Below are 21,981 nucleotides of genomic sequence, written 5' to 3' on the forward strand. Positions count from 1 at the left end.
GAGCCGTTTCTCAGGGTTGCCCCGGAAGACTCGCTGAAGCGCCACGGATAGACTTCCGTCAGCTTCCCGCGAGAGTGGTGGAACTGGCAGACACGCAGGATTTAGGTTCCTGTGCCGAAAGGCGTGAGGGTTCGATTCCCTTCTCTCGCACGCAGCACTACCGACAGCACACAGCAGGAGAACCGTGGTTCACGCCTCACTCGTCCCCTGGTTGGATCCAGAGACGATCATCCACAGCGCCGGCCCCTGGGCCCTGCTCGTCGTGTGCGCGATCATTTTCGCCGAGACCGGCCTGCTCATCGGCTTCGTCCTGCCGGGCGACACGCTGCTGCTCATCAGCGGCCTGCTCTCATCGCCCGAGAAACTGTTCTTCCACGTGCACGTGTACTGGGTGGCGCTCGCGATCGCGTTCGCCGCGTGGGCCGGCGGCGAGGTCGGCTATCTGATCGGCAGGAAGACCGGGCCCGCCATCTTCCAGCGCGAGGAGTCGCGGCTGTTCTCGCGAGAGAACGTCGAGCGCACCAACGCCTTCTTCAACCGGTTCGGCCCCGCGGCCGTCATTGTCGCCCGGTTCGTGCCGATCGTGCGCACGTTCGCGCCGATCGCTGCGGGCGTCGGCAAGATGGACTACCGCAAGTACTCGCTGTACAACGCCATCGGCGCGCTCGCATGGGGCGCCGGCGTCGTCTACCTCGGGTACACGCTGCACTACATCCCGCCGGTGGCGCGCTTCGTCGAGAACTACATCGACCTGATCCTGCTCGGCGCGGTCGTCGTCGCGGTCGTGCCGACGGGGCTGCACCTGCTGAACGCGCAGCGCAAGTCCAAGCGTGCCGCCGATGCGCCCGCGTCTACCGGGGCAGAGCCGCCAGCAGGGGTGTGACCGCCTCGAAGGCGCGCGCGCGGTGGCTGACCGCGCTCTTCCGCTCCGGGGCGAGTGCGGCGGCGGATGCCCCGCCCTCACCGTCCGGCAGGAAGATCGGGTCGTAGCCGAACCCGTTCGCGCCGCTCGCAGTGCGGGCGAGCCGCCCGGGCCAGAGCCCCTCGACGGTCGCCTCGCTGCCGCCCGACACGAGCGCGATCGTGCATGAGAAGTGCGCGGCACGATTCGCGTCCGGCACGTCGGCGAGCTGGTCGAGCAGCAGCTGCAGGTTCGCGAGGTCGTCGCCGTGCCGCCCGGCCCAACGCGCCGAGAAGATCCCGGGCGCACCCCCGAGGATGTCGACGCAGATGCCGGAGTCGTCGGCGAGCGCCGGCAGCCCGGTGTGCGCCGCTGCCGCCCGCGCCTTGATGAGCGCGTTCTCGGCGAACGTCGCACCGTCTTCGACCGGCTCCGGCCCGTCGTAGGCCACGATCTCGAGCTCGCTCACCCCACGCTCAAGGATCGTCTGGAACTCGCGCGCCTTGTGCGCGTTGTGCGTCGCGAGGACGACGCGCATCAGCCCTCCGCGCCCACGGCGAGCACCGTGCGCTGGATGTCGGCGAGCTCGAGGTTGCCGAGCAGCGCGAGGTCGAGCAGCGCGTTCAGCTCCTCGCGATCGAACGGCTCGCCCTCTGCCGTGCCCTGCACCTCGATGAACTTCCCGGACCCGGTGACGACCACGTTCATGTCGGTCTCGGCGCGCGAGTCCTCGACGTATGCCAGATCGAGCATGGGCTCGCCGCGCACGATGCCGACCGAGATCGCGGACACCGAATCCTTGAGCGGCTGCGCCTTCTTGCCGATGAATCCGCGCTCTCTGCCCCAGACGAGCGCATCGGCGAGGGCGACATACGCGCCCGTGATCGACGCGGTGCGGGTTCCGCCGTCGGCCTGCAGCACGTCGCAGTCGAGCACGATCGTGTTCTCTCCCAGCGCCTTGAAGTCGACGACGGCGCGCAGCGAGCGCCCGATCAGCCGGCTGATCTCGTGGGTGCGGCCGCCGATGCGGCCCTTCACCGCCTCGCGGTCGCTGCGGTCGTTGGTGGCCCGCGGCAGCATCGAGTACTCGGCGGTGACCCACCCCTTGCCCTGCCCTGCCATCCAGCGCGGCACCCCGTTCGTGAACGATGCGGTGCACAGCACGCGGGTGTCGCCGAAGCTGATCAGGGCGCTGCCCTCTGCCTGCTTGCTCCAGCCGCGCTCGATGGTCACGGGGCGCAGCTGCGCGGGCGTGCGCCCGTCGGCGCGGAGTTCATCTGACACGGGGAAAAGCCTCTCTACCTGGTGGGAAGTTCGATGACGCCCGTCTGCACGAGATCGACGCGGGACACGTCGAGCCCCAGCATCCGGTTCGCCAGATTCTGGAATGCGATGGTGTCGGCACCGGTCGCCTCGTAGTGAATGCGCGGGTCAGTCGCGCCGTGCCGCTCGAGGCCCTGGCCGACCAGCACCCGGTACACGTCGTTCGCCGTCTCGACGTCGCTCGAGACGAGCGAGACGCTCTGGCCCATCACATACGAGATGGCGCCCTTGAGGAACGGGTAGTGGGTGCAGCCCAGCACGAGGGTGTCGACTTGCGCCTCTTTCAAGGGCTGCAGATAGTCGGATGCCAGGGCGAGCAGCTCAGGCCCGCTGGTGATGCCCGCCTCGACGAACTCGACGAAGCGGGGGCACGCCTGAGTGAACAGCTCGAGCTCGGGGGCGGCGGCGAACGCGTCCTCGTAGGCCCGCGAGTTGACCGTGCCGACCGTGCCGACCACACCGACACGGCGGTTGCGAGTGGCGGCGACCGCGCGCCGCACGGCGGGCTGAATCACCTCGACGACCGGCACGTCGTAGCGCTCGCGCGCGTCGCGCAGCATCGCCGAGCTCGCCGTGTTGCAGGCGATCACGAGCATTTTCACGCCCTGGTCGACCATGAAGTCGAGCACCTCGAGCGAGTAGCGGCGCACGTCGGCGATCGGCTTGGGGCCGTAGGGCGAGTGGGCAGTGTCGCCGATGTAGAGGATGCTCTCGTTCGGCAGCTGGTCGCGCACCGCGCGCGCCACAGTGAGCCCGCCAACGCCCGAATCGAAGATCCCGATCGGTGCATCGCTCATGACAACGAGTCTAGATAGCCTGAGCTTCATGACCGGTTCGACCGCTCTGCTGACCGACCGCTACGAACTCACCATGCTGGATGCCTCGCTCGCCGACGGCACCTACGCACGGGAATCCGTGTTCGAAGTCTTCGGGCGCCGCCTGCCCCTCGGCCGCCGCTACGGCGTCGTCGCCGGCACCGGCCGCCTGCTCGAGCTGATCAACCGGTTCCGCTTCGGCGACGCCGAGCTCGACTGGCTGCGCGCCGAGCATGTCGTCTCTGCGCACACCCTCGACTGGCTGGCCGACTACCGCTTCACGGGCACCATCACGGGCTACCGCGAGGGCGAGGTGTACTTCCCCGGCTCCCCCATCCTCACCGTCGAGGCGCCCTTCGCCGAGGGCGTCATCCTCGAGACCCTCGTGCTCTCGGTGCTGAACTACGACTCGGCGATCGCGACCGCGGCGAGCCGTATGGTGCACGCAGCCGCCGGCCGACCGATCGCCGAGATGGGCTCGCGCCGCGCGAACGAGGACGCAGCGGTCGCAGCGACCCGCGCCGCCTTCATCGCCGGCTTCTCGGCGTCGTCGAACCTCGAGGCGGGCCGGGTCTGGGGCATCCCCACCATGGGAACCGCCGCGCACGCGTTCACGCTGCTGCACGACACCGAGGAAGAGGCGTTCCGCTCGCAGGTGGCCGCGATGGGCGTCGGCACGACCCTGCTCGTCGACACCTACGACGTCGCCGAGGGCATCGAGACGGCGATCCGCGTGGCGGGGCCCGAGCTCGGCGGCGTCCGCCTCGACTCCGGCGACCTGCCGAAGCTGGTCGGCAAGGTACGCGCCCAGCTCGACGCGCTCGGCGCGACGGGCACGAAGATCACGGTGACCAACGACCTCGACGAGTACGCGATCGCGGCACTGTCGGCGAGCCCGGTCGACAGCTACGGTGTCGGCACCTCACTCGTCACCGGCTCCGGAGCCCCCGCGGCGGGCATGGTCTACAAGCTGGTGGCGCACAAGACCGACGAGGGCGAATGGATTCCCGTCGCCAAGAAGTCCGACGGGAAAGCATCCGTCGGCGGTCGCAAGGTCCCGATTCGCCATCTCGACTCGTCGGGAACCGCGACGGCCGAGGTCGTGCACGTTCTGACCACGCGGCCGCCGCGCGATGCAGGCCGCGAGCTGCTCGTGACGCTGATGGCCGACGGCGAGGCGGATGCCTCGTTCGTCGGCGCCGGCGGCGTCGCCGCCGCTCGCCTGCACAACGCCAAGGCGATCGACGAGCTTCCGGAGGAGGCGTTCAGACTCGGCGCCGGCGACCCGGCGCTGCACACGCTGTTCGTGTAGCTCGGGGCACGCCAGGCCTCAGGCCGCGAGCGAGTCGTAGATCTTCTTGCAGTCGGGGCACACCGGGAACTTCTCCGGATCGCGCCCCGGCACCCACACTTTGCCGCACAGCGCCTTCACAGGCTTGCCCGTCACGGCCGACTCGAGGATCGCTTCCTTCTTCACGTAGTGCGAGAACCGATCGTGGTCGCCCTCTTCGATGGATTCGCGCTCCAGCAGCTCCTCGAGCTCGCGGTCGAGTGTCGCGGTGCTGCCGCCTTCGAGGGGTCCGCCGGGTTCGGAGATGCTCATGCTCATCAGTGTACGAGCGAGCTACGCGGCCTTCACCGCGGCGTCCAGCATCTGCGGCCCGCGTCTGTTGAAGATCGCGCCACCCCCGACCACGCCGCCGGCGAGCCCCAGCGCGCCGACGACCAGTCCGGCCCACAGCGACGCGGTGAACCAGCTCGGGTCGACGAACACGCCGAGCACGCCGAACACGATCGACGGCGCGGACAGGACAAGGATCACCGTGAGGCTGAACCCCTGCACCACCGCCGCGATCGCGCCAACGCTCTGCGGCTGCTGGAACGGGCTGTCGCCGGGCTTCGGCACGGGGTAGGGCGCGAGCGTCGAGGTGACGCTCGACAGCCCGAGCCCGACGAACAGCTCGCACACGGTGACGCCGACCAGCGCGAGCGCGACATGGGCGTCGCCGTAGAAGTACACGGACACCGCGGTGCCGATCACGATGAGCGGGATGCCGATGAACAGCAGCGGCACGATACGGCCGACACGGTCGGCGAGCCCCGTCGTGCCGGCGACCACGTGCAGCCACACCGCGGTGCCGTCGAAGGCGACGTCGTTGTGCGCCGCCCAGCCGAGGAACAGCACCATGATCGGCAACGGCAGCAGAGCGGGGTACGTGCCGGGGATCGCATGCACCACGGCGAACGCCGTCAGGATGATCACCGGGATGACGGGGATCATGATGAGCGAGACCCAGTAGCGGGCGTCCCGGCCCCAGTACGTGAGGCTGCGCGCCGCCACCACGCCCCACGCGGTGGCCGGCATCACGCCGAACCACCCGAGCCCCGAGTACGTCTTCACCTCGCCGGCGCGCGACGGCGTGATGAGCATGTGTGCCACCAGCGCGCGCCACGCGAGCCACAGTCCGGCCAGGGCCGCGACCGCGATGAGCAGTTCGAGCGCGGCGGCACCCCCGTGACCAGCCGCGGTGTCAGCGGGCACAGCCCACGCGGCGCCCATGGGCGACCAGCGCAGGATGTCTGCGAACACGCCGACGATCGACAGCCCCTGTGCGCCCCAGCCGACATTCGACAGCGACAGCACGAGCGGCGAGATCAGCACGACGAGCAGGATGCCGATCACGCCGGTCAGCTCGCGCGCGCGCCGCGTATCGAGCAGGAACCCGGCGACCGCGGTCGCGACGCGCCCGGCCAGCACGCTCGTCGCCGTCGCGATCACCGCGCTGATGAACGCCAGCACGGTGAGCCAGAACCCGTGCGACCAGGTCACGACGGTCGCGAGCGCGCAGATCGCGAGCACGATGGCGGGCACCGACAGGATCGAGCCCGCCGCGAGCCCGACCGCGAGCCGGTTGCGCGTGATGCCGAACAGTGCGAACTTGCGCGGGTCGAGTGTGTCGTCGACCCCGAACACGAGCGGCAGCAGCAGGAATCCGGTGGTCACGACGGTGCCCGCGACGATGACGATGGCGCGAACGGATTCCACATCGGGCACGAACCGAGCGGCGATCAGGCCGCCCACGAGCAGCACCGTCATCCCGATGCCGTAGAGCGACGCGAGAACGAGGCCGACCACCTGCCAGGGGCTGCGGCGGAACGCCCCGCCGAGCAGCACCAGCTTGAGCCTCAGGAAGCGGGGGACGTCGGCGAAGGCATCCGCCACACCATCGCCCAGCCTGTGCGCGAGCTCGGCCGCCTGCTTGCGACCCAGAACCGTCACTCCGAGAAGCTGTGCAGCCACTCCAGGCCCTCCGCCGCCTTGCGCCCCCCAGCCAGTTCGACGAAGCGCTCCTCAAGGGTCTTCTGCCCGCGCACCTCGTCTGCGGTGCCCGAGTCGAGCACCACCCCCGCGACGATGATCGCGACGCGGTCGCAGATGCGCTGGATGAGATCCATGCTGTGGCTCGACAGCACCACCGTGCCGCCCGCCGCCACGTACTTCTGCAGGATCTCGGTGATGTTCGCCGCCGACACCGGGTCGACCGACTCGAACGGCTCGTCGAGCACGAGCACACGCGGCGAGTGGATGAGCGCCGCTGCGAGCGCGATCTTCTTCGTCATGCCGGCCGAGTAATCGGCGACGAGGCGCCCCACCGCGGTCTCGAGGCCGAACGCCGCGACGAGGTCGTTGACGCGCTGCTTCACGGTGTGGCCGTCGAGGCCGCGCAGCGTGCCCGAGTAGTAGAGGAGCTGTGCGCCGGTCAGGCGGTCGAACAGGCGCAGCCGGTCGGGCAGCACGCCGATCAGCCGCTTCGCGTGCTCCGGCTGCTTCCAGACGTCGACGTCGTGCACCACGACCTGGCCGGAATCGGGCCGCAGCAGGCCGCTCACGATCGACAGCATCGTGGTCTTCCCTGCGCCGTTGGGGCCGACGATGCCGAAGAACGAGCCCTCTGGCACATCGATGCTGACGCCGTCGAGCGCGATGGTGCCGCCGAAGCGCTTGTAGAGCTGGCGGATGCCGAGGGCGGTCGGCTTGGGTTCGGGGATCGGCGCGGGCGGAGCCTTCGGAGCGGCCTTCGCACGCGGGGCCCGTGGGGCTCGCGGCTTCGCCGGCGTACGTGGCTTCGCCGGCGTGCGCGGCGTTGTCTGTCGGGCTCGCGGCGCCCTCGGCGCTGTGGGCTTTTTCACCTCTGACGAGGCATTTTCCGCGACCGGTTCAACGGGCGAGATGGGGTTCGTCTGGGGGCCGTCTTCAGGTGGCGTCTCCGGAAGCGAACTCATGTGGCCACCGTAGCAAGAGGCCCCGACCTCGCGCGCCCCTTGCTAAGAACCGGTTACGAAAATGGGCGTTCAGGGCACCCACGGGCACGGACCGGGTAAACTTGGAGTGAACGTCTGTCGTCTACCTTGAGGAGAAAGCGTGACTACACAGATCGTGATTCTGGCCGCGGGCATGGGAACCCGCCTCGGCCGTTCGCTGCCGAAGTGCCTCACCGAGCTCGTCGACGGCCGCACGATCATGGGTCAGCAGCTCGGCAACGTCGAGGCGGCCTTCGGGAAGGACGCCGAGGTGACCATCGTCGTCGGCTACCGCGCCGAAGAGATCGTGGAGCGCTACGGCGACCGCGCGAAGTTCGTCTACAACGAGCAGTACGACCAGACCAACACCAGCAAGAGCCTGCTCCGCGCCCTGCGCGCGTCGAGCAAGGGCGGCGTGCTGTGGATGAACGGCGATGTGGTCTTCGACCCCGCCGCTCTCGTCCGCGCCAAGGAGCTCATCGACCGCGGCCAGAGCTTCGTCACCGTGAACACCTCGAAGGTCTCAGACGAAGAGGTCAAGTACACCGTCGACGCCGAGGGCTTCATCGACAAGCTCTCGAAGAAGGTCGATCTCGGCAAGGCGCTCGGCGAGGCCGTCGGCATCAACTTCATCTCGGCCCGTGACAAGGCCGGCTTCATCCGCGCACTCGACAAGGTCGACGCGCAGGAGTACTTCGAGGGCGGCCTCGAGCTGTCGATCGGCCGTGACGGCATCCGCGTCGAGCCGATGGACATCACCGACCTGTACGCCGTGGAGGTCGACTTCGCGGAAGACCTCGAGCGCGCGAACCATCTCTTCGCGTAGCTAATCCTTGGGGCTGACCGCGACGGGCCGCCCCTTGAACCGCAGCGCGACGCCCTCGCCGGGTTGCGGCTTGTCGCTCACGTCGTGCTGCACGGCGACGACGGTCTCGTCGGCGAGCCGCACGAAGGTGCGCCGCAGCGACCCGAGGAAGCTCGTGGACACGACGGTGGCCGGCAGCCCCGCATCCGCCGTCAGTGCGATGTCCTCTGGCCGCACGAACGCCGTCACCGGGCCGGCAGCAGGTGCCTCGCCCAGCACGTTCAGCGGCTGGCCGTAGACGGTCACCACTCCCCCGGCGACGTTGCCGTCGAGCTTGTTCGACAGCCCGACGAAGTCGGCGACGAACGAGGTGCGCGGGTTGAGGTACAGCTCTTCGGGGGTGCCGATCTGCTCGATGTCGCCCGAGTTCATGACGGCGACGCGGTCGGCGACGGCGAGCGCCTCCTCCTGGTCGTGGGTGACGAACAGGGTCGTGATGCCAAGGTCCTTCTGAATGCGGCGGATCTCGTCGCGCAGGCTGACGCGCACCTTCGCGTCCAGCGCCGACAGAGGCTCGTCGAGCAGCAGCACACGCGGCCGGGTGACGAGCGCGCGGGCGAGCGCGACGCGCTGCTGCTGGCCGCCGGACAGCTGATGCGCGTATCGCTCGGCCAGATGGCCGAGGCCGACCAGCTCGAGCGCCTCCGTCGCGCGGGTGCGTCTGGCCGAGGCATCCACCTTGCGCATGCGCAGCCCGAATTCGACGTTCTGCAGCGCTGTCATGTGCGGGAACAGCGAGTACGACTGGAACACCATGCCGATGTCGCGCTTGTTGACCGCGATCTGCGCGACGTCCTTGCCGTCGATCAGGATGCGGCCGCCGTCGATCTGCTCGAGGCCCGACAGCGCACGCAGCGCGGTCGTCTTGCCGCAGCCCGACGGGCCGAGCAGGGCGATGAACTCCCCGGGTTCGACGCGCAGGTCGACGCCGGCAAGCGCTTGGTGGCCTGCATAGGTCTTGACGACCCCGACGAGCTCGACGGCGGTGCCGGCGACCTCGAGCGCTGCTGCGGCTGAGACGGTTTCGACGGTGGACATCGGCTATGCGGCCTTTCGCTTGGCGGACCCGCCGATCGAGCCGACGGCTCCGATCAGCACGAGGATCAGGAAGATGAGCAGCAGTGCGGCGAGCGCGAAGGTCGCGGCGACATACGGGTCGGCGTGCTGCAGCAGGGCGAGCGCCGTCTGGAACGTGTTCTGGGTGAGGAACGAGGCGATCGTGTACTCGCCGAGCACGACGGACACGGTGATGAGCGCGGACGAGAGGATGCCGCGGCGCAGGTTCGGCAGGATCACGGACCACACCGTCTGGAACCACCCGGCGCCGAGCGAGCGCGACGCCTCGGACAGCGTGACCATGTCGAGGCCGGACATGTTCGACTGGATCGGCCGGTACGCGTACGGCAGCACGATGATGCCGATCGCGAAGGCGAGCACCCAGGCGACCGAGCCCGTCACATGCCAGATCTGCTGGTAGACCGGTACGAACCCGACCGCGAGCACCACCGTCGGAATCGAGATGGGCAGCAGGCATACGAACTCGATGACCTGCCGCAGCGCACGGTAGCGGAGCTCTGCGAGGATCATCGCGGGCAGCAGGAACACGACCATCAGCACGACCGTGACGATCGCGATGACGAGCGAGTTCTGGATGCCCTCGAACAGCTGCGAGTACATGTAGGCCTGACCCGGGTCGCCGAGTCGCTCGAGGTGCTGCAGCGTGAAGCCGTGCGTCTGCGCGGTCGGCCAGAACGCGAAGCGGAACAGAGCGTACAGCGGGTAGAGGAAGCCGAGGGCGGCGAGCACCAGGATGACCGTCGACGTCGTGCGGCTCGGCACCGCGCCGACGCGGGCCGAGCCGGATCGGCGCAGTCCGCGGCTCATCGCTGCCACCTCGCCGCTCGGCGCTGCAGCAGCGAGTACAGCCACATGACGAGCGCCATGATCACGATCATGCCGACGGCGAGCACGCCGGGCACATGGGCGATGCCCGGCAGCGTCTCGCTGCTCAGGTCCTGCTGCATGATGATCGGGATGATGACGCCCGAGTTGGTCAGGGCCGACGCCGTCGCGTAGGACGAGAACGCGCCGGCGAACACGAGGATCAACGAGCCGAAGAACGACGGCGCGAGCACGGGGAACCCGACGTGCCGCCAGTAGCTCCAGCGACCGCCGCCGAGGGTCGCGACGGCCTCACCCCACTGCGGTCGCAGGCCGACGAGGGCAGGCATGAAGGCGATCACCATCAGCGGCACCGAGAAGTACACGTAGACGAAGAACATGCCGGAGACCTGGTTGATCAGCGGGCCCGCCGTCTGGTCCAGTGCGAGCGAGTTGATGTCGAAGCCGAATGCCTGCTTCAGGAACAGGGTCAGCAGGCCGGTGGTGCCGATGGTGGCGACGAAGGCGAACGCCAGCATGACGCCGCCGAATTGGGCGAAGACGGATGCCGCGGCATCCGCCACCACGCGCGTGAACCCGGTCGGGTTCACCGCGAGCAGCGCGACGCAGATGACCGCGCCGATGATGGCGCTCGCGACCGCGGTCGCGAGCGAGAGGACGATCGAGTTGGCGAATGCCTTCAGGATGATGTGGTCCCCGAACACCTCGAAGTTGGCGAGGGTGAAGGCGCCGCTCTCGGTTGTGAGACCGCTCCACACCGCGAGCACGGTCGGCACAGCGAGGAAGACCAGCGTGTACGCGGCGAACGGCGTGAAGCCGAGCCAACCGAGCCGATGGCGCCGGGGCTTGACGTGAGCCCCGGCGCCGGCGGACCGGTCGGTCGCCGCACTGGGTGCGACAACGGTCATGATGGGTCCCTGACCTCAGCCCATCGCCGCGGGCCAGAGGGTCGCGATCTGCGTGCCCGCAGCGGTCGCCTGGTCCGCGGAGAGAAGGGTGATGTCGGAAGGAGCGTCGCCGACCTTCGCCAGCACGTCCTTGTCGACCGAGCCGTCCTTCTTCATGGCGTCGAGCATCGCCGGGTAGGCGCCGGCCGCGAGGTACAGGTTCTGCACCTGCGGCGTGTAGATGTACTCCTCCCACAGGCGGGCGGCCGCCGGGTCGGCCGCGTCAGAGGCGACGGCCTGGTTGTAGTAGGAGCCGACGGCAGCGCCGGGCAGGACGACCGACTTGAAGTTCGGGTTGCCGCCCTGCGAGGCGTCACCCCACGCGACGTTGTTGAACGACCACTGCAGCACGACCGGGGTCTGGCCGTTGTTGACGGTCGCCTGCGACGCGACGGTCGGCACGAAGTTGCCCGCGTCCTTGAGCTTCTTGAAGAAGTCGACGCCGGTGCTGAGGTCGGAGACCTGGCCGCCGTCCTGCTCGGTGGCGAGCACGACGTCCATCAGCGACTCGTTCGCCTTGACGGGCGAGTCCTTGATCGCGACGGCGTTCTTGTACGCGGAGCCCAGCAGGTCGTCGAGCTTCTTCGGCGCGGTCTTGATCTTCGACGAGTCGTAGCCGATCGAGATGAGGCCCGTGTAGTCGTAGTACCAGTTGCCGTCGGGGTCCTTGAAGTCCGCCGGGATCTTGTCCCAGTTCTGCACCTTGTAGGGCGTGACGACGTCGGGGTTGGCGCTCAGCACCGTGGTGCCCATGTCGAACACGTCGGGCGCGGTCGACTGGCCCTTGTCGGCCTTCGCCGCATCGACCTCGTCCTGCGACGAGCCGTCGGGGTTCTCCGAGTTGATCTTGATCTGCGGGTACTTGGCCTGGAAGCCGGCGATGATCTTGCCGTAGTTCGCCCATGACGGCGGCAGGGTGATCACGTTGAGGTGGCCCTCCTTCTCTGCGGCCTGTGCGAGGCAGTCGAGGCCTCCGAAGTCGGCGGCGCTCGTGGCCTTGGCGGCCTCGTCCTTCGAGAGGGTCTTGCAGTCCTTCGCGCTGGAGGCGCTGGAGGCGCTGCTGTTGCCCGCGCACGCGGTCAGCGCGATGGCTGCCGCGGCGACGAGCACGAGGCCCGGGCCAACGCGGCGGAGCTTGCTGTTCATTGTTCTCCTCGTGGATTTACAGGGGGAATGTGGGGTGTGAAGCAGGATTCAGAGATCGAGAACGGATGCCGCGAGCCCGAGCGCCGTCGTCATGCCGATGCCGCTCGTGACCGAGACGGCGGTGACGCCGGGCGCGGGGCTCGCGACCAGATAGGGGCCTCGCGGGCTCGAGGCGTAGACGCCACGCCAACGCCGCCGGACCACGAGGTGGTCGGCGCCGAGCAGTTCCCGGAACTCGGCGAGCAGCAGCTCGTCGCTCGCCTCGTCTTCGAACGGCGTCTCGGTGAGGCTGTAGTGGTGGGTGTCGCCGAGCACCAGCCGGCCGGCGGCCCCGCTGTGCGACAGTCGCTGCGTGAACATCAGGTTCACGCCGTGCTCTCCGAGCGCGGGGGCCTCGCGGGCGAGCGCGTCGCGCAGCGCCTCCGCTGACTTCGTCTCGGCGAAGCCGTCGTAGCGCAGCAGCGAGGTTCCCGTGAAGACGCCGGGGTCGACGGTGATGCCGGCCGGAGCATCCGCCTCGATCATGCGCAGGCGGCAGCGCACGACGCCGTGCTCTTCTGCGAGCGCCGGGAAGAAGCGGTCGACATCGTGGCCGACGGCGACGATGACGCGGTCCGCGGCCACGTCGCCTGCCGTGGTGACCACCCGGTCCGACTCGACGGCGAGCACGTTCGAGCGGTACCGGAACTCGACGCCGCGGCCCGCCAGGTGCGCGGCGAAGGCGGGGATCGCGGTCGGCGAGTCGACCCGCAGGTCAAGGCTCAGCCACGCTCCCCCGAGCGCGCCCGGGGCGTCGAAGCCGAGCCTGTCGGCGAGCTGCGCCGGGGTGAGTAGCACGTTGTCGTCGCTGCGCTCGCCGACGAACTCCTCGAGCACGGCGAGCTCCTCAGGGCGGCGGGCGATGACGGCTGTGCCGTGCGCGGCGACGGGGATGCCGGCATCCGCGCCGATCGTCAGCCATTCTTCGCGTGCCCGCAGCGCGTACTCGTAGACCAGCCCCGACTGCGCGGTCGTGCAGATGTGGCCGAAGTTGCGGATGCTGGCGCCGACCGCGAACTCATCGCGCTCGAGCACCACGACTCTGAGGCCGGCGCGCACAGCGTGCCACGCGTGCGCGAGCCCGACGACGCCGGCGCCGACGACGGCGACGTCGAAACGGGCAGGCGGAACCGTGGGGGCTGGGGTCACGGATGCCACTGTGGCTGAGCGGCGACTGCGGATGCCAGGTCGGCGCGGCACTTGTCATGAGAAGTTCAATCAGCCGGACCGGAAAAGTAACGGTAGGTGAACAGACCGTCGTATATCGACTGGGTGCGGCGGATGTGGCACTTGTATTGAAACCGTGCGAGTGCCCCTACACGTGGTCGTCGCCGATGCCCTGCGCGAGCGGATCAGCTCGGGCGAGCTGGCTGTCGGCGCCCCGCTGCCCTCAGAGTCCGAGCTCGGAGCGAAATTCGGCGCGAGCCGCGGGCCGGTGCGCCAGGCGCTCGCCCAGCTGCGCAACGAGGGGCTCATCGAGACCAGCCAGGGCCGTGTGCCGACGGTGCTCGGCCGGCCGCTCGCGCACTCGATCGACGACTTCTTCTCGTTCAGCGCGTGGGTGCAGGCGACGGGCCGCACCCCCGGTCAGCACACCATCGAGCTCGCCTGGCGCGTGCCACCGGCTGACGTGGCCGCGAAGCTCCAGTTGGCGGCATCCGAGCGCGCGGTCGTGATCGTGCGCCGCCGTTCGATCGACGGGCTGCCCGCGATGCTCGAACGCAGCTGGTACATCTCGGAGGTCGGCCGGCAGCTGTTCGACTTCGACCCGGACGAGGGGTCGATCTTCGGCGCGCTCATCGAGCGCGGGGTGGCGCTCGACAGCGGCACGCACACGATCGACGCCGTCGCCGCCGACGCGATCGACGCCGAGCAGCTGGACGTCGCTGTCGGCACGCCCCTGCTGCGCGTCGAACGGCTGACCTCGTCGGCGGGCGGGCAGCTGCTCGAATACGCCGACGACCGCTATCGCACCGATCGGGCGAAGCTCGCCATCCGCAACTCGCGCTCGACCTCCGCCGTCTCGCGGCCGAGCGTCGCGCGCCTCGCGTCGCTTTCCCCCGTTTCCTCAGAAGGAGTCACCGCATGACCATCCGCCTCGTCTCCCTCGACATGGCCGGCACGACGATCGCAGAGGCGGGCACCGTCTACGCCGTGCTGCGTTCGACGGTCGAGGAGGCCACCGGAAAGGCCATCGGCAACGAGCTGCTGTCGAAGTGGGGCGGCACGAGCAAGCACGCAGCGATCGGCGGTCTGCTCGATGCGCTCGGTGAGGCGCCGGATGCCGCACGGCAGGACGCGCTGTTCGAGGCGTTCCGGTCGACGCTGCGTGCCCGCTATCTGGCCGACAAGCCGACGATCATCCCGGGTGTGCGCGAGGCGGTCGCGTCGCTGCGCGCATCCGGAGTCAAGGTTGCCCTGCAGACCGGGTACTCGCGCGACGTCGCGGAGCTGCTGCTCGAGATCGTCGGGTGGACGGTCGGTGGCCCCGACGCCGACATCGACGCGCTGACCACCTCGGACGAGGTTCCCGCCTCGCGCCCTGCGCCGTACCTGATCTTCCATGGCATGGAGGCGACCGGTGTCACCTCGGTCGCCGAGGTCCTCGTCGCGGGCGACACCGCCAACGACCTCGGCGCGGGCGTCGCCGCGGGCGCGCGCTATGTCGTCGGGGTGCTCACAGGCGCCTACACGGCGGAGCAGCTCGGCCGCTACCGCCACACCCACCTGCTCGGTTCCGTCGCCGACATACCGGCCCTCCTCGCCGCCGCCGGCGACCTCCCCGCCTGACTCACCGTCGCGGCGCGTCCGGCGCCCAGGCACGCCCTCTACGATTGACGCCGTGACCAGCTCCACCCTGGTGCGCCCCGCACAGCGCACGCCGTTCGCCAGATACCGCCACTCCCTGTGGCTCCTGACGAAGCGCGACCTGTCGGTGCGCTACACGACGAACGCCCTCGGCTACGTGTGGTCGGTGCTCGACCCGCTGCTGATGTCGCTCATCTACTTCTTCGTGTTCGTCGTGGTGTTCAAGCGCGGCGACCACGCCGGCGAGGACCCGTACATCGTGTACCTGATGGCGGGCCTGCTGCCGTGGACCTGGTTCAACGGCGCGATCACCGACGCGGCGCGAGTGTTCGCGAAGGAATCGAAGCTCGTGCGCTCGGTGAGCCTGCCTCAGACGCTGTGGGTCGCGCGCATCGTGCTGTCGAAGGGCATCGAGTACGTGGCATCCCTCGCTGTGCTCGTGATCTTCGCCATCCTCTTCCACGCGCCCGTCACCTGGTACGTGTTCTGGTTCCCCGTCGGGCTGATCCTGCAGGCGATCCTGGTCTACGGCATCGGCCTGATCGTCGCGCCGCTGACGGTCTTCTACAAGGATCTCGAACGCGCCATCCGACTGATCCTTCGTCTGTTCTTCTATGCGTCGGCGATTCTGTACTCGCCGACCCAGTGGCCGGAAGAGGTGCACGGGATCCCGGTGAGGGCGATTCTGCAGCTGAACCCGCTCACCGGCATCATGGGTCTCTACCGTTCGGCCTTCTGGCCGAAGGAGTTCAACGTGTTCCACGTCATCGTCTCAGCGGTCGGGTCACTCGTGATCCTCGGCATCGGGTTCCTCGTGTTCCGACGTTCGGTTCCCGCCGTGCTGAAGGAGATGTGATGGTCGCGGTCGAATCGACGCCCGTCGTGGGCACGGGCGGCAACGGCCACGTGATCGAGGTGGCCGGCCTCGGCATCCACTTCAAGCGCAACAAGCGGGCACGGCGGTCGTTCAAGGACCTCTTCGCCGGCCGTCGCCGCCGCGCCCGCCCCGATGAGTTCTGGGCGCTTCGGAACGTGTCGTTCGGCATCCGCCCCGGCGAAGCCATCGGGGTCGTCGGGCGCAACGGGCAGGGCAAATCGACGCTGCTCAAGCTGATCGCCGGCGTGCTGATCGCAGACGAGGGCACCGTCACCGTGCGTGAGAACGTGGCGCCGCTGATCGAGATCACGGGCGGCTTCGTCGACGACCTGTCGGTGCGCGACAACGTGTACCTGACCGCGGGGCTGCACGGAATGTCGAGGAAGCAGATCGACGCGAAGTTCGACGCGATCGTCGACTTCGCCGACATCCCGGGGTTCCTCGACACGCCCTACAAGCATCTGTCGTCGGGCATGAAGGTGCGCATCGCGTTCAGCGTGATCACGTCGCTCGACGAGCCGATCCTGATCGTCGACGAGGTGCTCGCCGTCGGCGACAAGGCGTTCCGCGAGAAGTGCTATGGCCGCATCGAGACGTTGCTCGCGGAGGGGCGCACGCTGTTCTTCGTGTCGCACTCCGAGCGCGATCTGCGCCGTTTCTGCACGCGCGGGCTGTACCTGAAGAAGGGCGAGCTCGTGATGGACGGCCCGATCGACGACGTCATCAACCGCTACAACGCCGATTACGGCATGGGGTCGATCCCGCCGGTCATCGACGCGTAGCACTGCCGATCGGTGAGGAGCACGCCGCAGGCGCGCGTCTCTAGGCGATCGACGCGATGGTCACGGCGCAATTCGATGAGGGAACAGATTTGGTGCCGCCGGCAGCGATCGCAGGCGCGCGTCGCCCGGGTTCAGCGCCGCCGCGACGGCGACGCCCGAACGCAGTGCCGTCTCTTGCAGATCGGTGACGGTCGTGTAGTGGCCGGCGAAGTGCAGGCCCTCGTAGCCCTGCCACGCCTCGAGCTCGCGCGTCGCGTGCAGCGTCGCGGGGCTCAGCAACGGGTGCAGGAACGTCTTCTCGGCAAGGATCTCGCTCGATTCGACCGGCCGCTGCGTCGCCCAGCTCTTGAACAGCTTCACCGGCTCACCCGTCGAGGGATTGGTGCGGAACGCGCCGAGCCAGATGGTCGCCTCGCACGTGTCGCCGTCGATGGCGGCGTTGTGCGAGCACCAGTCGCGCGTCTCTCGCGGCATGTAGATCGGGTCGGTGTGGATGATGAGACGCGCCGGGTAGTACTCGTGCCGGCCGAGGGTCTCGAGCAGTGCCTCGGGCACGCCGCGCAGGAACTCGCGGCTCGCGTGCGGCGGCGCGTTGACCATGACCTTCTCGTAGGGGCCGTGCCGGCCGTCTGGCGTCTCGACGAACCAGCCGCCGTCGATCTTCTCGAGCCTCGACACCGGCGCATCGACGTGCAGGCTCACGTTCTCGCAGCGGTCGAGCAGCAGCTGCAGGATGCCGCCCAGCCCGATGCGGGAGCAGTACGTCTTCGGCCGGTCGAGGATGCTGTCGGGGAAGATCCGCACGAAGAGCAGCAGGAAGGCGAGCAGCGACTGCCGCCTGACCGCCTCGACGCGGTAGCAGGTGAGCGAGGCGAGCCAGGGCAGCAGCACGTCGCGCGTGAATGACGCGCCGAGCGACAGCCCGTCGATCCACTCGCCGACGGTGACATCGGGCGACGGGTCCTCCGCTATGAACCGGCGGGCGGCCCGGGCGAAGCGCAACAGCCCGATCGCGTAGTGCGGGGTGCGCAACGCGTGGGAGGAGACGAAGCGCGGTGCGCGCGTGCGTGCGTCGAAGACCGAGAGCGTGCCGGGCATTGTGACGAGCACGTCGGCCGCGGCATCCGCCGCCCCGATCTCGCGCAGCAGCGACCAGTAGAGCGGGTGCGTGCGCGGGTTGAAGGACTCTGCGCCGATGTCGACGGCGACCTCGCCGCCGCCGTCGGGCACGAGGACCGTGGTCGCGTTGCCGCCCGGTGCGGGGCGCGCCTCGAACAGGTCGACCGCCCAGCCCGAGTCGCAGAAGTACGCGGTCGAGACGCCGCCCATGCCGGCGCCGATGACGGCGAGGCGGCGGGTCGGGCGTGAGGTCACGCGCGCAGGCTAACAGCGAGAACGGCCTGTCTGGTACGCGTTCCGCGGCTCTTCCCCAGCACAGGCGGCGCGGCGGCTGCGTTGCTCGCATCTCGGTCAGGGGTGTCGGATGCCGCATTTAGCGTGCCTCGCATGTCAGACGTGCCCCTTGCCTATCCCGTCCCGTGGCTCTTTATCCGCGACCACGCCCCGACCTACGGACTGAAGAACGCGAGCCTCGAGACGCTGCGGCACGTGAGCTTCTCGCTCGTCGGGCCGGGTTCGCTGCCTGCGCACTTCCCGATGACCGTCAACGCCGGCGACACCGCCTGGCTGCCGATCGAAGGCGACGACCTGGCGCGGTCGACGACACTCGTCGTCAGGTGGCGACGGCAGAATGACGATGAATACCTCTGGCGCTGCGTGTTCTAGCGCTGCTGCGAGCGGCGCTTGCGCTCTTCGACGAACTCCGACGCGGTCAGCATGCGCTCCGCGCCAGGGATGTCGGTCTTCGTGAGGCCGGTGATGAGGGTGCCCGGGTCGACACCGAGCGCGTAGGCGATGCGCACCAGCGTCGTCAGCGAAGGGTTACCGAATCCGCGTTCGAGCACGCCGTAGCTCGTCACGTGCATGTCAGCGAGAACGGCCGCGTCCTCCTGGCTGATGCCCTTCTCGTGGCGGGCCGCCGCGATTCGAGACCCGACGATCTTCATCGCAGGCGACGGATTGCGGTTGGTCGGCACCCGTCATGTCTATGTGCCTCTATTCGAGGCATCCAGAGCGTGACTTCCTCAGGAATTTATGCCTCTAGGTTTTGACCCTGCGATGAGCAGGCGTTTCTCGAGTTCGCTCGAGATTTCCGCCGAGAGACCGGCGGAGTCGACCTGGGCAAGTACATCCCACTGCGCGCAGTCGAGGAGAAGCCCAATCCGTTCCAGCACGTCATCGACGAAGACAACGAACAGGTTGATGGCGGTGAACCGACGAATTGATCGTCCTCGACACGAACACGCTGTCCGAGCTACTGGCACCCTCACCCGACCCCCGCGCTGCGGCGGTGATTGAGGAGCTTCTGCCCTCCGCCTACTTCACCGCGGTCACGGTGGCGGAGATAGCCGAGGGCGCCAAGCGGATGCCCAGAGGGCAGAAGCGCACTCGCATTGAGAGCCAGTTGTCGTCCCTCGTTGACGAGTTCAGCGCCTTCGCACTTCCTTTCACGCATCGGGAAGCCGACGACTTCGGGCGCATTCGGGCCGAACGATTCCGCATGGGACGGCCTGTCGGCGTGGCCGACGCCATGATCGCGGCGATCTGCGCGACTCGGGGCGCAACGCTGGTGACCCGAAACGTACGCGACTCTGAACGGGTCGGCCTCGAACTCATCAACCCGTGGGACGCGGACCGATAACCGCGTCGGGCGGCGGCTCCGCCGGAACGACATCCGGCCGCTTCCTCAGCGCCCCGGCGACGACGACCGCGATCAGCAGCAGCACGATCGGCAGCAGCATCGCGTCGGTCACAGAGGTCACCTGGGCGATCAGGCCGATGATCGCCGGGCCGCCGAACACGCCGACGTAGCCGAAGGTCAGCACTCGCGAGAGCACGATCGCCGAGTTCGGCTGGTTGCCTGCGGCGGTGAAGATCTGCGGCACCCCGCCGCTGATGCCGAGGCCGAGCGCTGCCCAGCCGACGAGTGTCAGCCAGATCGCCGGCGACACCACGATGACCACGAGCCCGGCCAGCCCGAGCAGCGACCCGAAGCGCACCACCGCGGCCGGGCCGAACCGTGCCGCGATGCGATCGGCCGAAAGCCGGCCGACCAGCATCGCGACAGAGAAGAAGGTGTAGCCGAACGCCGCGATCCCCGCCGCCGCGCCGAACGCCTGCCGCAGCTGCCAGGCGCTCCAGTCCCCCGCGACGCCCTCGGTGCTCATCAGCGTGAGTGCGCCGAGGCCGAGCAGCACGGTCAGACGCGTCATGGGCACACGGATGCCGCGCTTTCGGCGCCCCCTCTCAGACGATGCGGCGTCGGTCGCATCCGCAGCCGCATCCGGGTCCGGCGGCTCCTCGCCCTTCCGCAGCAGTGACGCGCTCGCAAGGGCGACCTAGACGGCCGCGACCGCGGCGGCCAGCCCGAGCTGCTCGGGCGCCGACCAGTGCAGGGTCGCTGTCCAGAAGATGAGCAACGCGCCGAGCGCGCCGCCGACGGGGTACAGCGCATGGAACGCCGACATGATGGGCCGCTCATACAGCCGCTCGACGAACACCGCCTGCATGTTCATGCCCACGTCGTTGAGCCCGCCGCCGAAGCAGAACACCGTCAGCACCCCGAGCAGCACCCACGCATTGGTCGCTAAGCCGACGCCGACGGCGCTGAGCGCCGCGATGCCGAGCCCGGCCAGGCACAGCCTGACGGTGCCGACCCACTGCTGAATCCGACCGCCGAGCTGCGCACCCGCGACGATCCCGATCGAACTGACGAGCGAGATCACCCCGAGCAGCCCCGGCGACACCCCGGCCCGATGGGTGATGAGCGGCACGTTGCCCGACCACACCCCGATCAGGAATCCGATCGTCGCGTAGACCGCGAACACGCTCACACGGGCTGCGCGCAGACGACGAGGCATCTGCGAACAGTGCCTTCGTGCTCCCGCGTCCGCAATGCGCACTTGCGCGTATGGCGGGTCTACCCCAGCACAGGACGGCCCCGCCCCGATCCGTCCACCATTCGGCGATCTGCACAGCGGCTGCAGCATGGTGGCCGCATAGCATTCCCGTACCTACAATGTGGTCACATGAGAGGCAAGCTCGTGAAGATCGGAAACTCGCAAGGGGTGCGCATCCCCAAAGCGCTCATCGAACAAGCCGGACTGACGGGTGATATCGAGTTCACGCTTCTGCCCGACGGTATCCTCATCTCACCGCTGGAAGAGCATGATTCGGGGAATTTGTTCATCTTCGCCGGCAAGTCCGCGCTTGAGGAACTCAATACCCCCGAAGAGGACGCGGCGTGGGCGTTCTTGCAGTAGGCGAGATCGTTGCTGTCGATTTCCCATTCACCGACGGCTCACGGCTAAAACGACGACCCGCGATGGTGGTCGCTTCGATGACTCGAGGCGATGCCGTGGTGAGCTACATCACGTCTCAGCCACAACCCGGTTCGGTCCTGCTCCCCTCAAGATTCGTCTCAACGACGGGCGGCGGTCTCCCGCTCGACAGCTTCATTCGCCCCGAAAAGCTCTACACAGTGGGACCCTCGGCCGTCGTACGACGACTCGGTGAGGCCGACCGCCGCGTGGTTCACGAGGTGCTCGCCCGTCTTCGCGAGCTCTTCACTCCCCGGTGAGCTCCTCGAACTCCTCGTCGTAGCCGTCGAGCGGTTTCTGCTGATCGCGGCGCACGCGGTGGCGGTCGCGCAGCAGCCGCTCGTACCAGACGCCGTCGTCGTCGAGGTTCGCCGCGCGCAGCCCGATCGTGTAGATCCGCTCGGCTTGCGCCAGCTCGCCTGCGAGCTCGAACGAGTCACCGATCAGCTCGGCGACGATGGGGTCGGATGCCACACCCTTCCGCGCCTCGTCGGCGACGGCTTTCGCCGCTTCGATGTCACCGCGGTCGATGTGGATCTGAATCAGCGTCGCGTGCGGCTCGAACTCGTCCGGCCCCGCTGCGGCCTTCGCCTCCAGTGCGACAGCGAGCCCGCGGTCCGTGTCGCCGACGATCATGTAGTCCTCGGCTGCACTCGAAAGCAGCGCTGCGCGGGTCACTCCTGCACCGAGTTCGTACTCCTCGGCATCCGTCGCCCACGAGTACAGCGTCGCCGCACGATCGCGCAGCTCATCGGGTGACGCGCCAGACAGCACAAGGCCCTCCATGCGCTCATCGAACATGTCTTGAGTGATCTGCAAGGGGGCCATAACCCGA

The 21,981-nt window shown here is 68.5% G+C and carries 27 protein-coding genes and 1 tRNA gene; 12 read left to right on the plus strand and 16 right to left on the minus strand.

Annotated features, from left to right (window positions below):
- Positions 1-68 precede the first annotated feature (68 nt).
- Both D7I44_RS02225 and D7I44_RS02230 read left to right on the plus strand, forming a co-directional pair.
- Positions 69-150 (plus strand) — tRNA-Leu (locus D7I44_RS02225).
- A 34-nt stretch (positions 151-184) separates the two neighbouring features.
- Complete coding sequence (locus D7I44_RS02230; RefSeq protein ID WP_120787995.1) at positions 185-883, plus strand: DedA family protein; 699 nt, start codon at positions 185-187, stop codon at positions 881-883.
- On the opposite strand, the gene rdgB is transcribed toward D7I44_RS02230, so the two are convergent.
- From rdgB to murI, 3 genes are read right to left on the minus strand one after another with little or no spacing between them, the layout of a single operon-like run.
- The gene (gene rdgB, locus D7I44_RS02235) at positions 852-1,442 is read right to left on the minus strand and encodes an RdgB/HAM1 family non-canonical purine NTP pyrophosphatase (RefSeq protein ID WP_120790745.1); all 591 of its coding nucleotides are present in this window, start codon (positions 1,440-1,442) and stop codon (positions 852-854) included. The two genes, D7I44_RS02230 and rdgB, sit on opposite strands and share 32 nt — an antisense overlap.
- Positions 1,439-2,185 (minus strand): ribonuclease PH, encoded by a 747-nt coding sequence (rph, locus tag D7I44_RS02240; RefSeq protein WP_120787996.1) that lies wholly within the window; start codon positions 2,183-2,185, stop codon positions 1,439-1,441. The genes rdgB and rph overlap by 4 nt, the downstream gene beginning before the upstream one ends.
- A gap of 14 nt (positions 2,186-2,199) precedes the next feature.
- On the minus strand, positions 2,200-3,021 hold the full coding sequence (gene murI, locus D7I44_RS02245; protein WP_120787997.1) for a glutamate racemase: 822 nt from the start codon (positions 3,019-3,021) through the stop codon (positions 2,200-2,202).
- 28 nt (positions 3,022-3,049) lie between these two features.
- Here murI and D7I44_RS02250 point away from each other — a divergent pair, with 28 nt between their 5' ends.
- Positions 3,050-4,351 (plus strand): nicotinate phosphoribosyltransferase, encoded by a 1,302-nt coding sequence (locus D7I44_RS02250; RefSeq protein ID WP_120787998.1) that lies wholly within the window; start codon positions 3,050-3,052, stop codon positions 4,349-4,351.
- 18 nt (positions 4,352-4,369) lie between these two features.
- Here the strand turns inward: D7I44_RS02250 and D7I44_RS02255 are convergent, their stop codons facing one another.
- From D7I44_RS02255 to D7I44_RS02265, 3 genes are read right to left on the minus strand one after another with little or no spacing between them, the layout of a single operon-like run.
- A complete protein-coding gene (locus D7I44_RS02255) occupies positions 4,370-4,642 on the minus strand; it encodes a DUF3039 domain-containing protein (protein ID WP_120790746.1) in 273 nt (90 codons plus the stop codon).
- Between the two features lie 21 nt (positions 4,643-4,663).
- Positions 4,664-6,319: a hypothetical protein gene (locus tag D7I44_RS02260; RefSeq protein WP_245979928.1), complete on the minus strand. Its 1,656-nt coding sequence runs from the start codon at positions 6,317-6,319 to the stop codon at positions 4,664-4,666.
- Positions 6,316-7,323: an ABC transporter ATP-binding protein gene (locus tag D7I44_RS02265; protein WP_120787999.1), complete on the minus strand. Its 1,008-nt coding sequence runs from the start codon at positions 7,321-7,323 to the stop codon at positions 6,316-6,318. The genes D7I44_RS02260 and D7I44_RS02265 overlap by 4 nt, the downstream gene beginning before the upstream one ends.
- Positions 7,324-7,462: 139 nt before the next feature.
- Between D7I44_RS02265 and D7I44_RS02270 the strand changes: the two genes are divergently transcribed.
- Positions 7,463-8,167, plus strand: coding sequence for a phosphocholine cytidylyltransferase family protein (locus D7I44_RS02270; RefSeq protein WP_120788000.1), 705 nt, complete (start codon positions 7,463-7,465; stop codon positions 8,165-8,167).
- On the opposite strand, the gene D7I44_RS02275 is transcribed toward D7I44_RS02270, so the two are convergent.
- Genes D7I44_RS02275 through D7I44_RS02295 form a run of 5 tightly spaced genes read right to left on the minus strand, consistent with a single transcriptional unit; the run spans position 8,168 to position 13,389 of the window.
- On the minus strand, positions 8,168-9,244 hold the full coding sequence (locus tag D7I44_RS02275) for an ABC transporter ATP-binding protein (RefSeq protein ID WP_120788001.1): 1,077 nt from the start codon (positions 9,242-9,244) through the stop codon (positions 8,168-8,170). It lies immediately after the preceding gene.
- 3 nt (positions 9,245-9,247) lie between these two features.
- Positions 9,248-10,090 (minus strand): ABC transporter permease, encoded by an 843-nt coding sequence (locus D7I44_RS02280; RefSeq protein ID WP_120788002.1) that lies wholly within the window; start codon positions 10,088-10,090, stop codon positions 9,248-9,250.
- Complete coding sequence (locus D7I44_RS02285; RefSeq protein ID WP_120788003.1) at positions 10,087-11,016, minus strand: ABC transporter permease; 930 nt, start codon at positions 11,014-11,016, stop codon at positions 10,087-10,089. The genes D7I44_RS02280 and D7I44_RS02285 overlap by 4 nt, the downstream gene beginning before the upstream one ends.
- A gap of 15 nt (positions 11,017-11,031) precedes the next feature.
- Positions 11,032-12,201, minus strand: a complete 1,170-nt coding sequence (locus D7I44_RS02290) for an ABC transporter substrate-binding protein (RefSeq protein WP_120788004.1) — start codon at positions 12,199-12,201, stop codon at positions 11,032-11,034.
- A gap of 48 nt (positions 12,202-12,249) precedes the next feature.
- Entirely contained in the window at positions 12,250-13,389 is a 1,140-nt protein-coding gene (locus tag D7I44_RS02295) for a TIGR03364 family FAD-dependent oxidoreductase (protein WP_120790748.1), read from the minus strand.
- A gap of 160 nt (positions 13,390-13,549) precedes the next feature.
- On the opposite strand from D7I44_RS02295, the gene D7I44_RS02300 reads away from it, so the two are divergent.
- The 4 genes from D7I44_RS02300 to D7I44_RS02315 are packed head-to-tail and all read left to right on the plus strand — an operon-like array spanning position 13,550 to position 16,707.
- On the plus strand, positions 13,550-14,329 hold the full coding sequence (locus tag D7I44_RS02300; protein ID WP_245979930.1) for a GntR family transcriptional regulator: 780 nt from the start codon (positions 13,550-13,552) through the stop codon (positions 14,327-14,329).
- Complete coding sequence (locus D7I44_RS02305) at positions 14,326-15,030, plus strand: phosphonatase-like hydrolase (RefSeq protein ID WP_120788006.1); 705 nt, start codon at positions 14,326-14,328, stop codon at positions 15,028-15,030. Before D7I44_RS02300 ends, D7I44_RS02305 begins: the two co-directional genes overlap by 4 nt.
- 52 nt (positions 15,031-15,082) lie before the next feature.
- Positions 15,083-15,904, plus strand: coding sequence for an ABC transporter permease (locus tag D7I44_RS02310; protein ID WP_245979934.1), 822 nt, complete (start codon positions 15,083-15,085; stop codon positions 15,902-15,904).
- On the plus strand, positions 15,904-16,707 hold the full coding sequence (locus D7I44_RS02315; protein WP_120788007.1) for an ABC transporter ATP-binding protein: 804 nt from the start codon (positions 15,904-15,906) through the stop codon (positions 16,705-16,707). The genes D7I44_RS02310 and D7I44_RS02315 overlap by 1 nt, the downstream gene beginning before the upstream one ends.
- A 60-nt stretch (positions 16,708-16,767) precedes the next feature.
- Here D7I44_RS02315 and D7I44_RS02320 read toward each other — a convergent pair whose 3' ends face one another.
- The gene (locus tag D7I44_RS02320) at positions 16,768-18,081 is read right to left on the minus strand and encodes an FAD-dependent oxidoreductase (protein WP_120788008.1); all 1,314 of its coding nucleotides are present in this window, start codon (positions 18,079-18,081) and stop codon (positions 16,768-16,770) included.
- A gap of 132 nt (positions 18,082-18,213) precedes the next feature.
- Here D7I44_RS02320 and D7I44_RS02325 point away from each other — a divergent pair, with 132 nt between their 5' ends.
- Positions 18,214-18,492: a hypothetical protein gene (locus D7I44_RS02325; RefSeq protein WP_120788009.1), complete on the plus strand. Its 279-nt coding sequence runs from the start codon at positions 18,214-18,216 to the stop codon at positions 18,490-18,492.
- On the opposite strand, the gene D7I44_RS02330 is transcribed toward D7I44_RS02325, so the two are convergent.
- A complete protein-coding gene (locus D7I44_RS02330; protein WP_245979936.1) occupies positions 18,489-18,803 on the minus strand; it encodes a helix-turn-helix domain-containing protein in 315 nt (104 codons plus the stop codon). The two genes, D7I44_RS02325 and D7I44_RS02330, sit on opposite strands and share 4 nt — an antisense overlap.
- A gap of 245 nt (positions 18,804-19,048) precedes the next feature.
- On the opposite strand from D7I44_RS02330, the gene D7I44_RS02335 reads away from it, so the two are divergent.
- The gene (locus tag D7I44_RS02335; protein ID WP_120788010.1) at positions 19,049-19,468 is read left to right on the plus strand and encodes a type II toxin-antitoxin system VapC family toxin; all 420 of its coding nucleotides are present in this window, start codon (positions 19,049-19,051) and stop codon (positions 19,466-19,468) included.
- Here D7I44_RS02335 and D7I44_RS02340 read toward each other — a convergent pair.
- Positions 19,443-20,039, minus strand: a complete 597-nt coding sequence (locus D7I44_RS02340) for an MFS transporter (protein ID WP_120788011.1) — start codon at positions 20,037-20,039, stop codon at positions 19,443-19,445. The two genes, D7I44_RS02335 and D7I44_RS02340, sit on opposite strands and share 26 nt — an antisense overlap.
- A gap of 126 nt (positions 20,040-20,165) precedes the next feature.
- Positions 20,166-20,687: an MFS transporter gene (locus tag D7I44_RS02345; RefSeq protein WP_162940010.1), complete on the minus strand. Its 522-nt coding sequence runs from the start codon at positions 20,685-20,687 to the stop codon at positions 20,166-20,168.
- 168 nt (positions 20,688-20,855) lie between these two features.
- Between D7I44_RS02345 and D7I44_RS18010 the strand changes: the two genes are divergently transcribed.
- Both D7I44_RS18010 and D7I44_RS18705 read left to right on the plus strand, forming a co-directional pair.
- The gene (locus D7I44_RS18010; protein WP_162940011.1) at positions 20,856-21,089 is read left to right on the plus strand and encodes an AbrB/MazE/SpoVT family DNA-binding domain-containing protein; all 234 of its coding nucleotides are present in this window, start codon (positions 20,856-20,858) and stop codon (positions 21,087-21,089) included.
- A complete protein-coding gene (locus tag D7I44_RS18705; RefSeq protein ID WP_120788014.1) occupies positions 21,071-21,406 on the plus strand; it encodes a type II toxin-antitoxin system PemK/MazF family toxin in 336 nt (111 codons plus the stop codon). Before D7I44_RS18010 ends, D7I44_RS18705 begins: the two co-directional genes overlap by 19 nt.
- On the opposite strand, the gene D7I44_RS02360 is transcribed toward D7I44_RS18705, so the two are convergent.
- A complete protein-coding gene (locus D7I44_RS02360) occupies positions 21,393-21,974 on the minus strand; it encodes a hypothetical protein (protein ID WP_120788015.1) in 582 nt (193 codons plus the stop codon). The genes D7I44_RS18705 and D7I44_RS02360 overlap by 14 nt on opposite strands.
- Positions 21,975-21,981 lie beyond the last annotated feature (7 nt).

Source organism: Gryllotalpicola protaetiae (assembly GCF_003627055.1).
Classification (GTDB): Bacteria; Actinomycetota; Actinomycetes; order Actinomycetales; family Microbacteriaceae; genus Gryllotalpicola; species Gryllotalpicola protaetiae.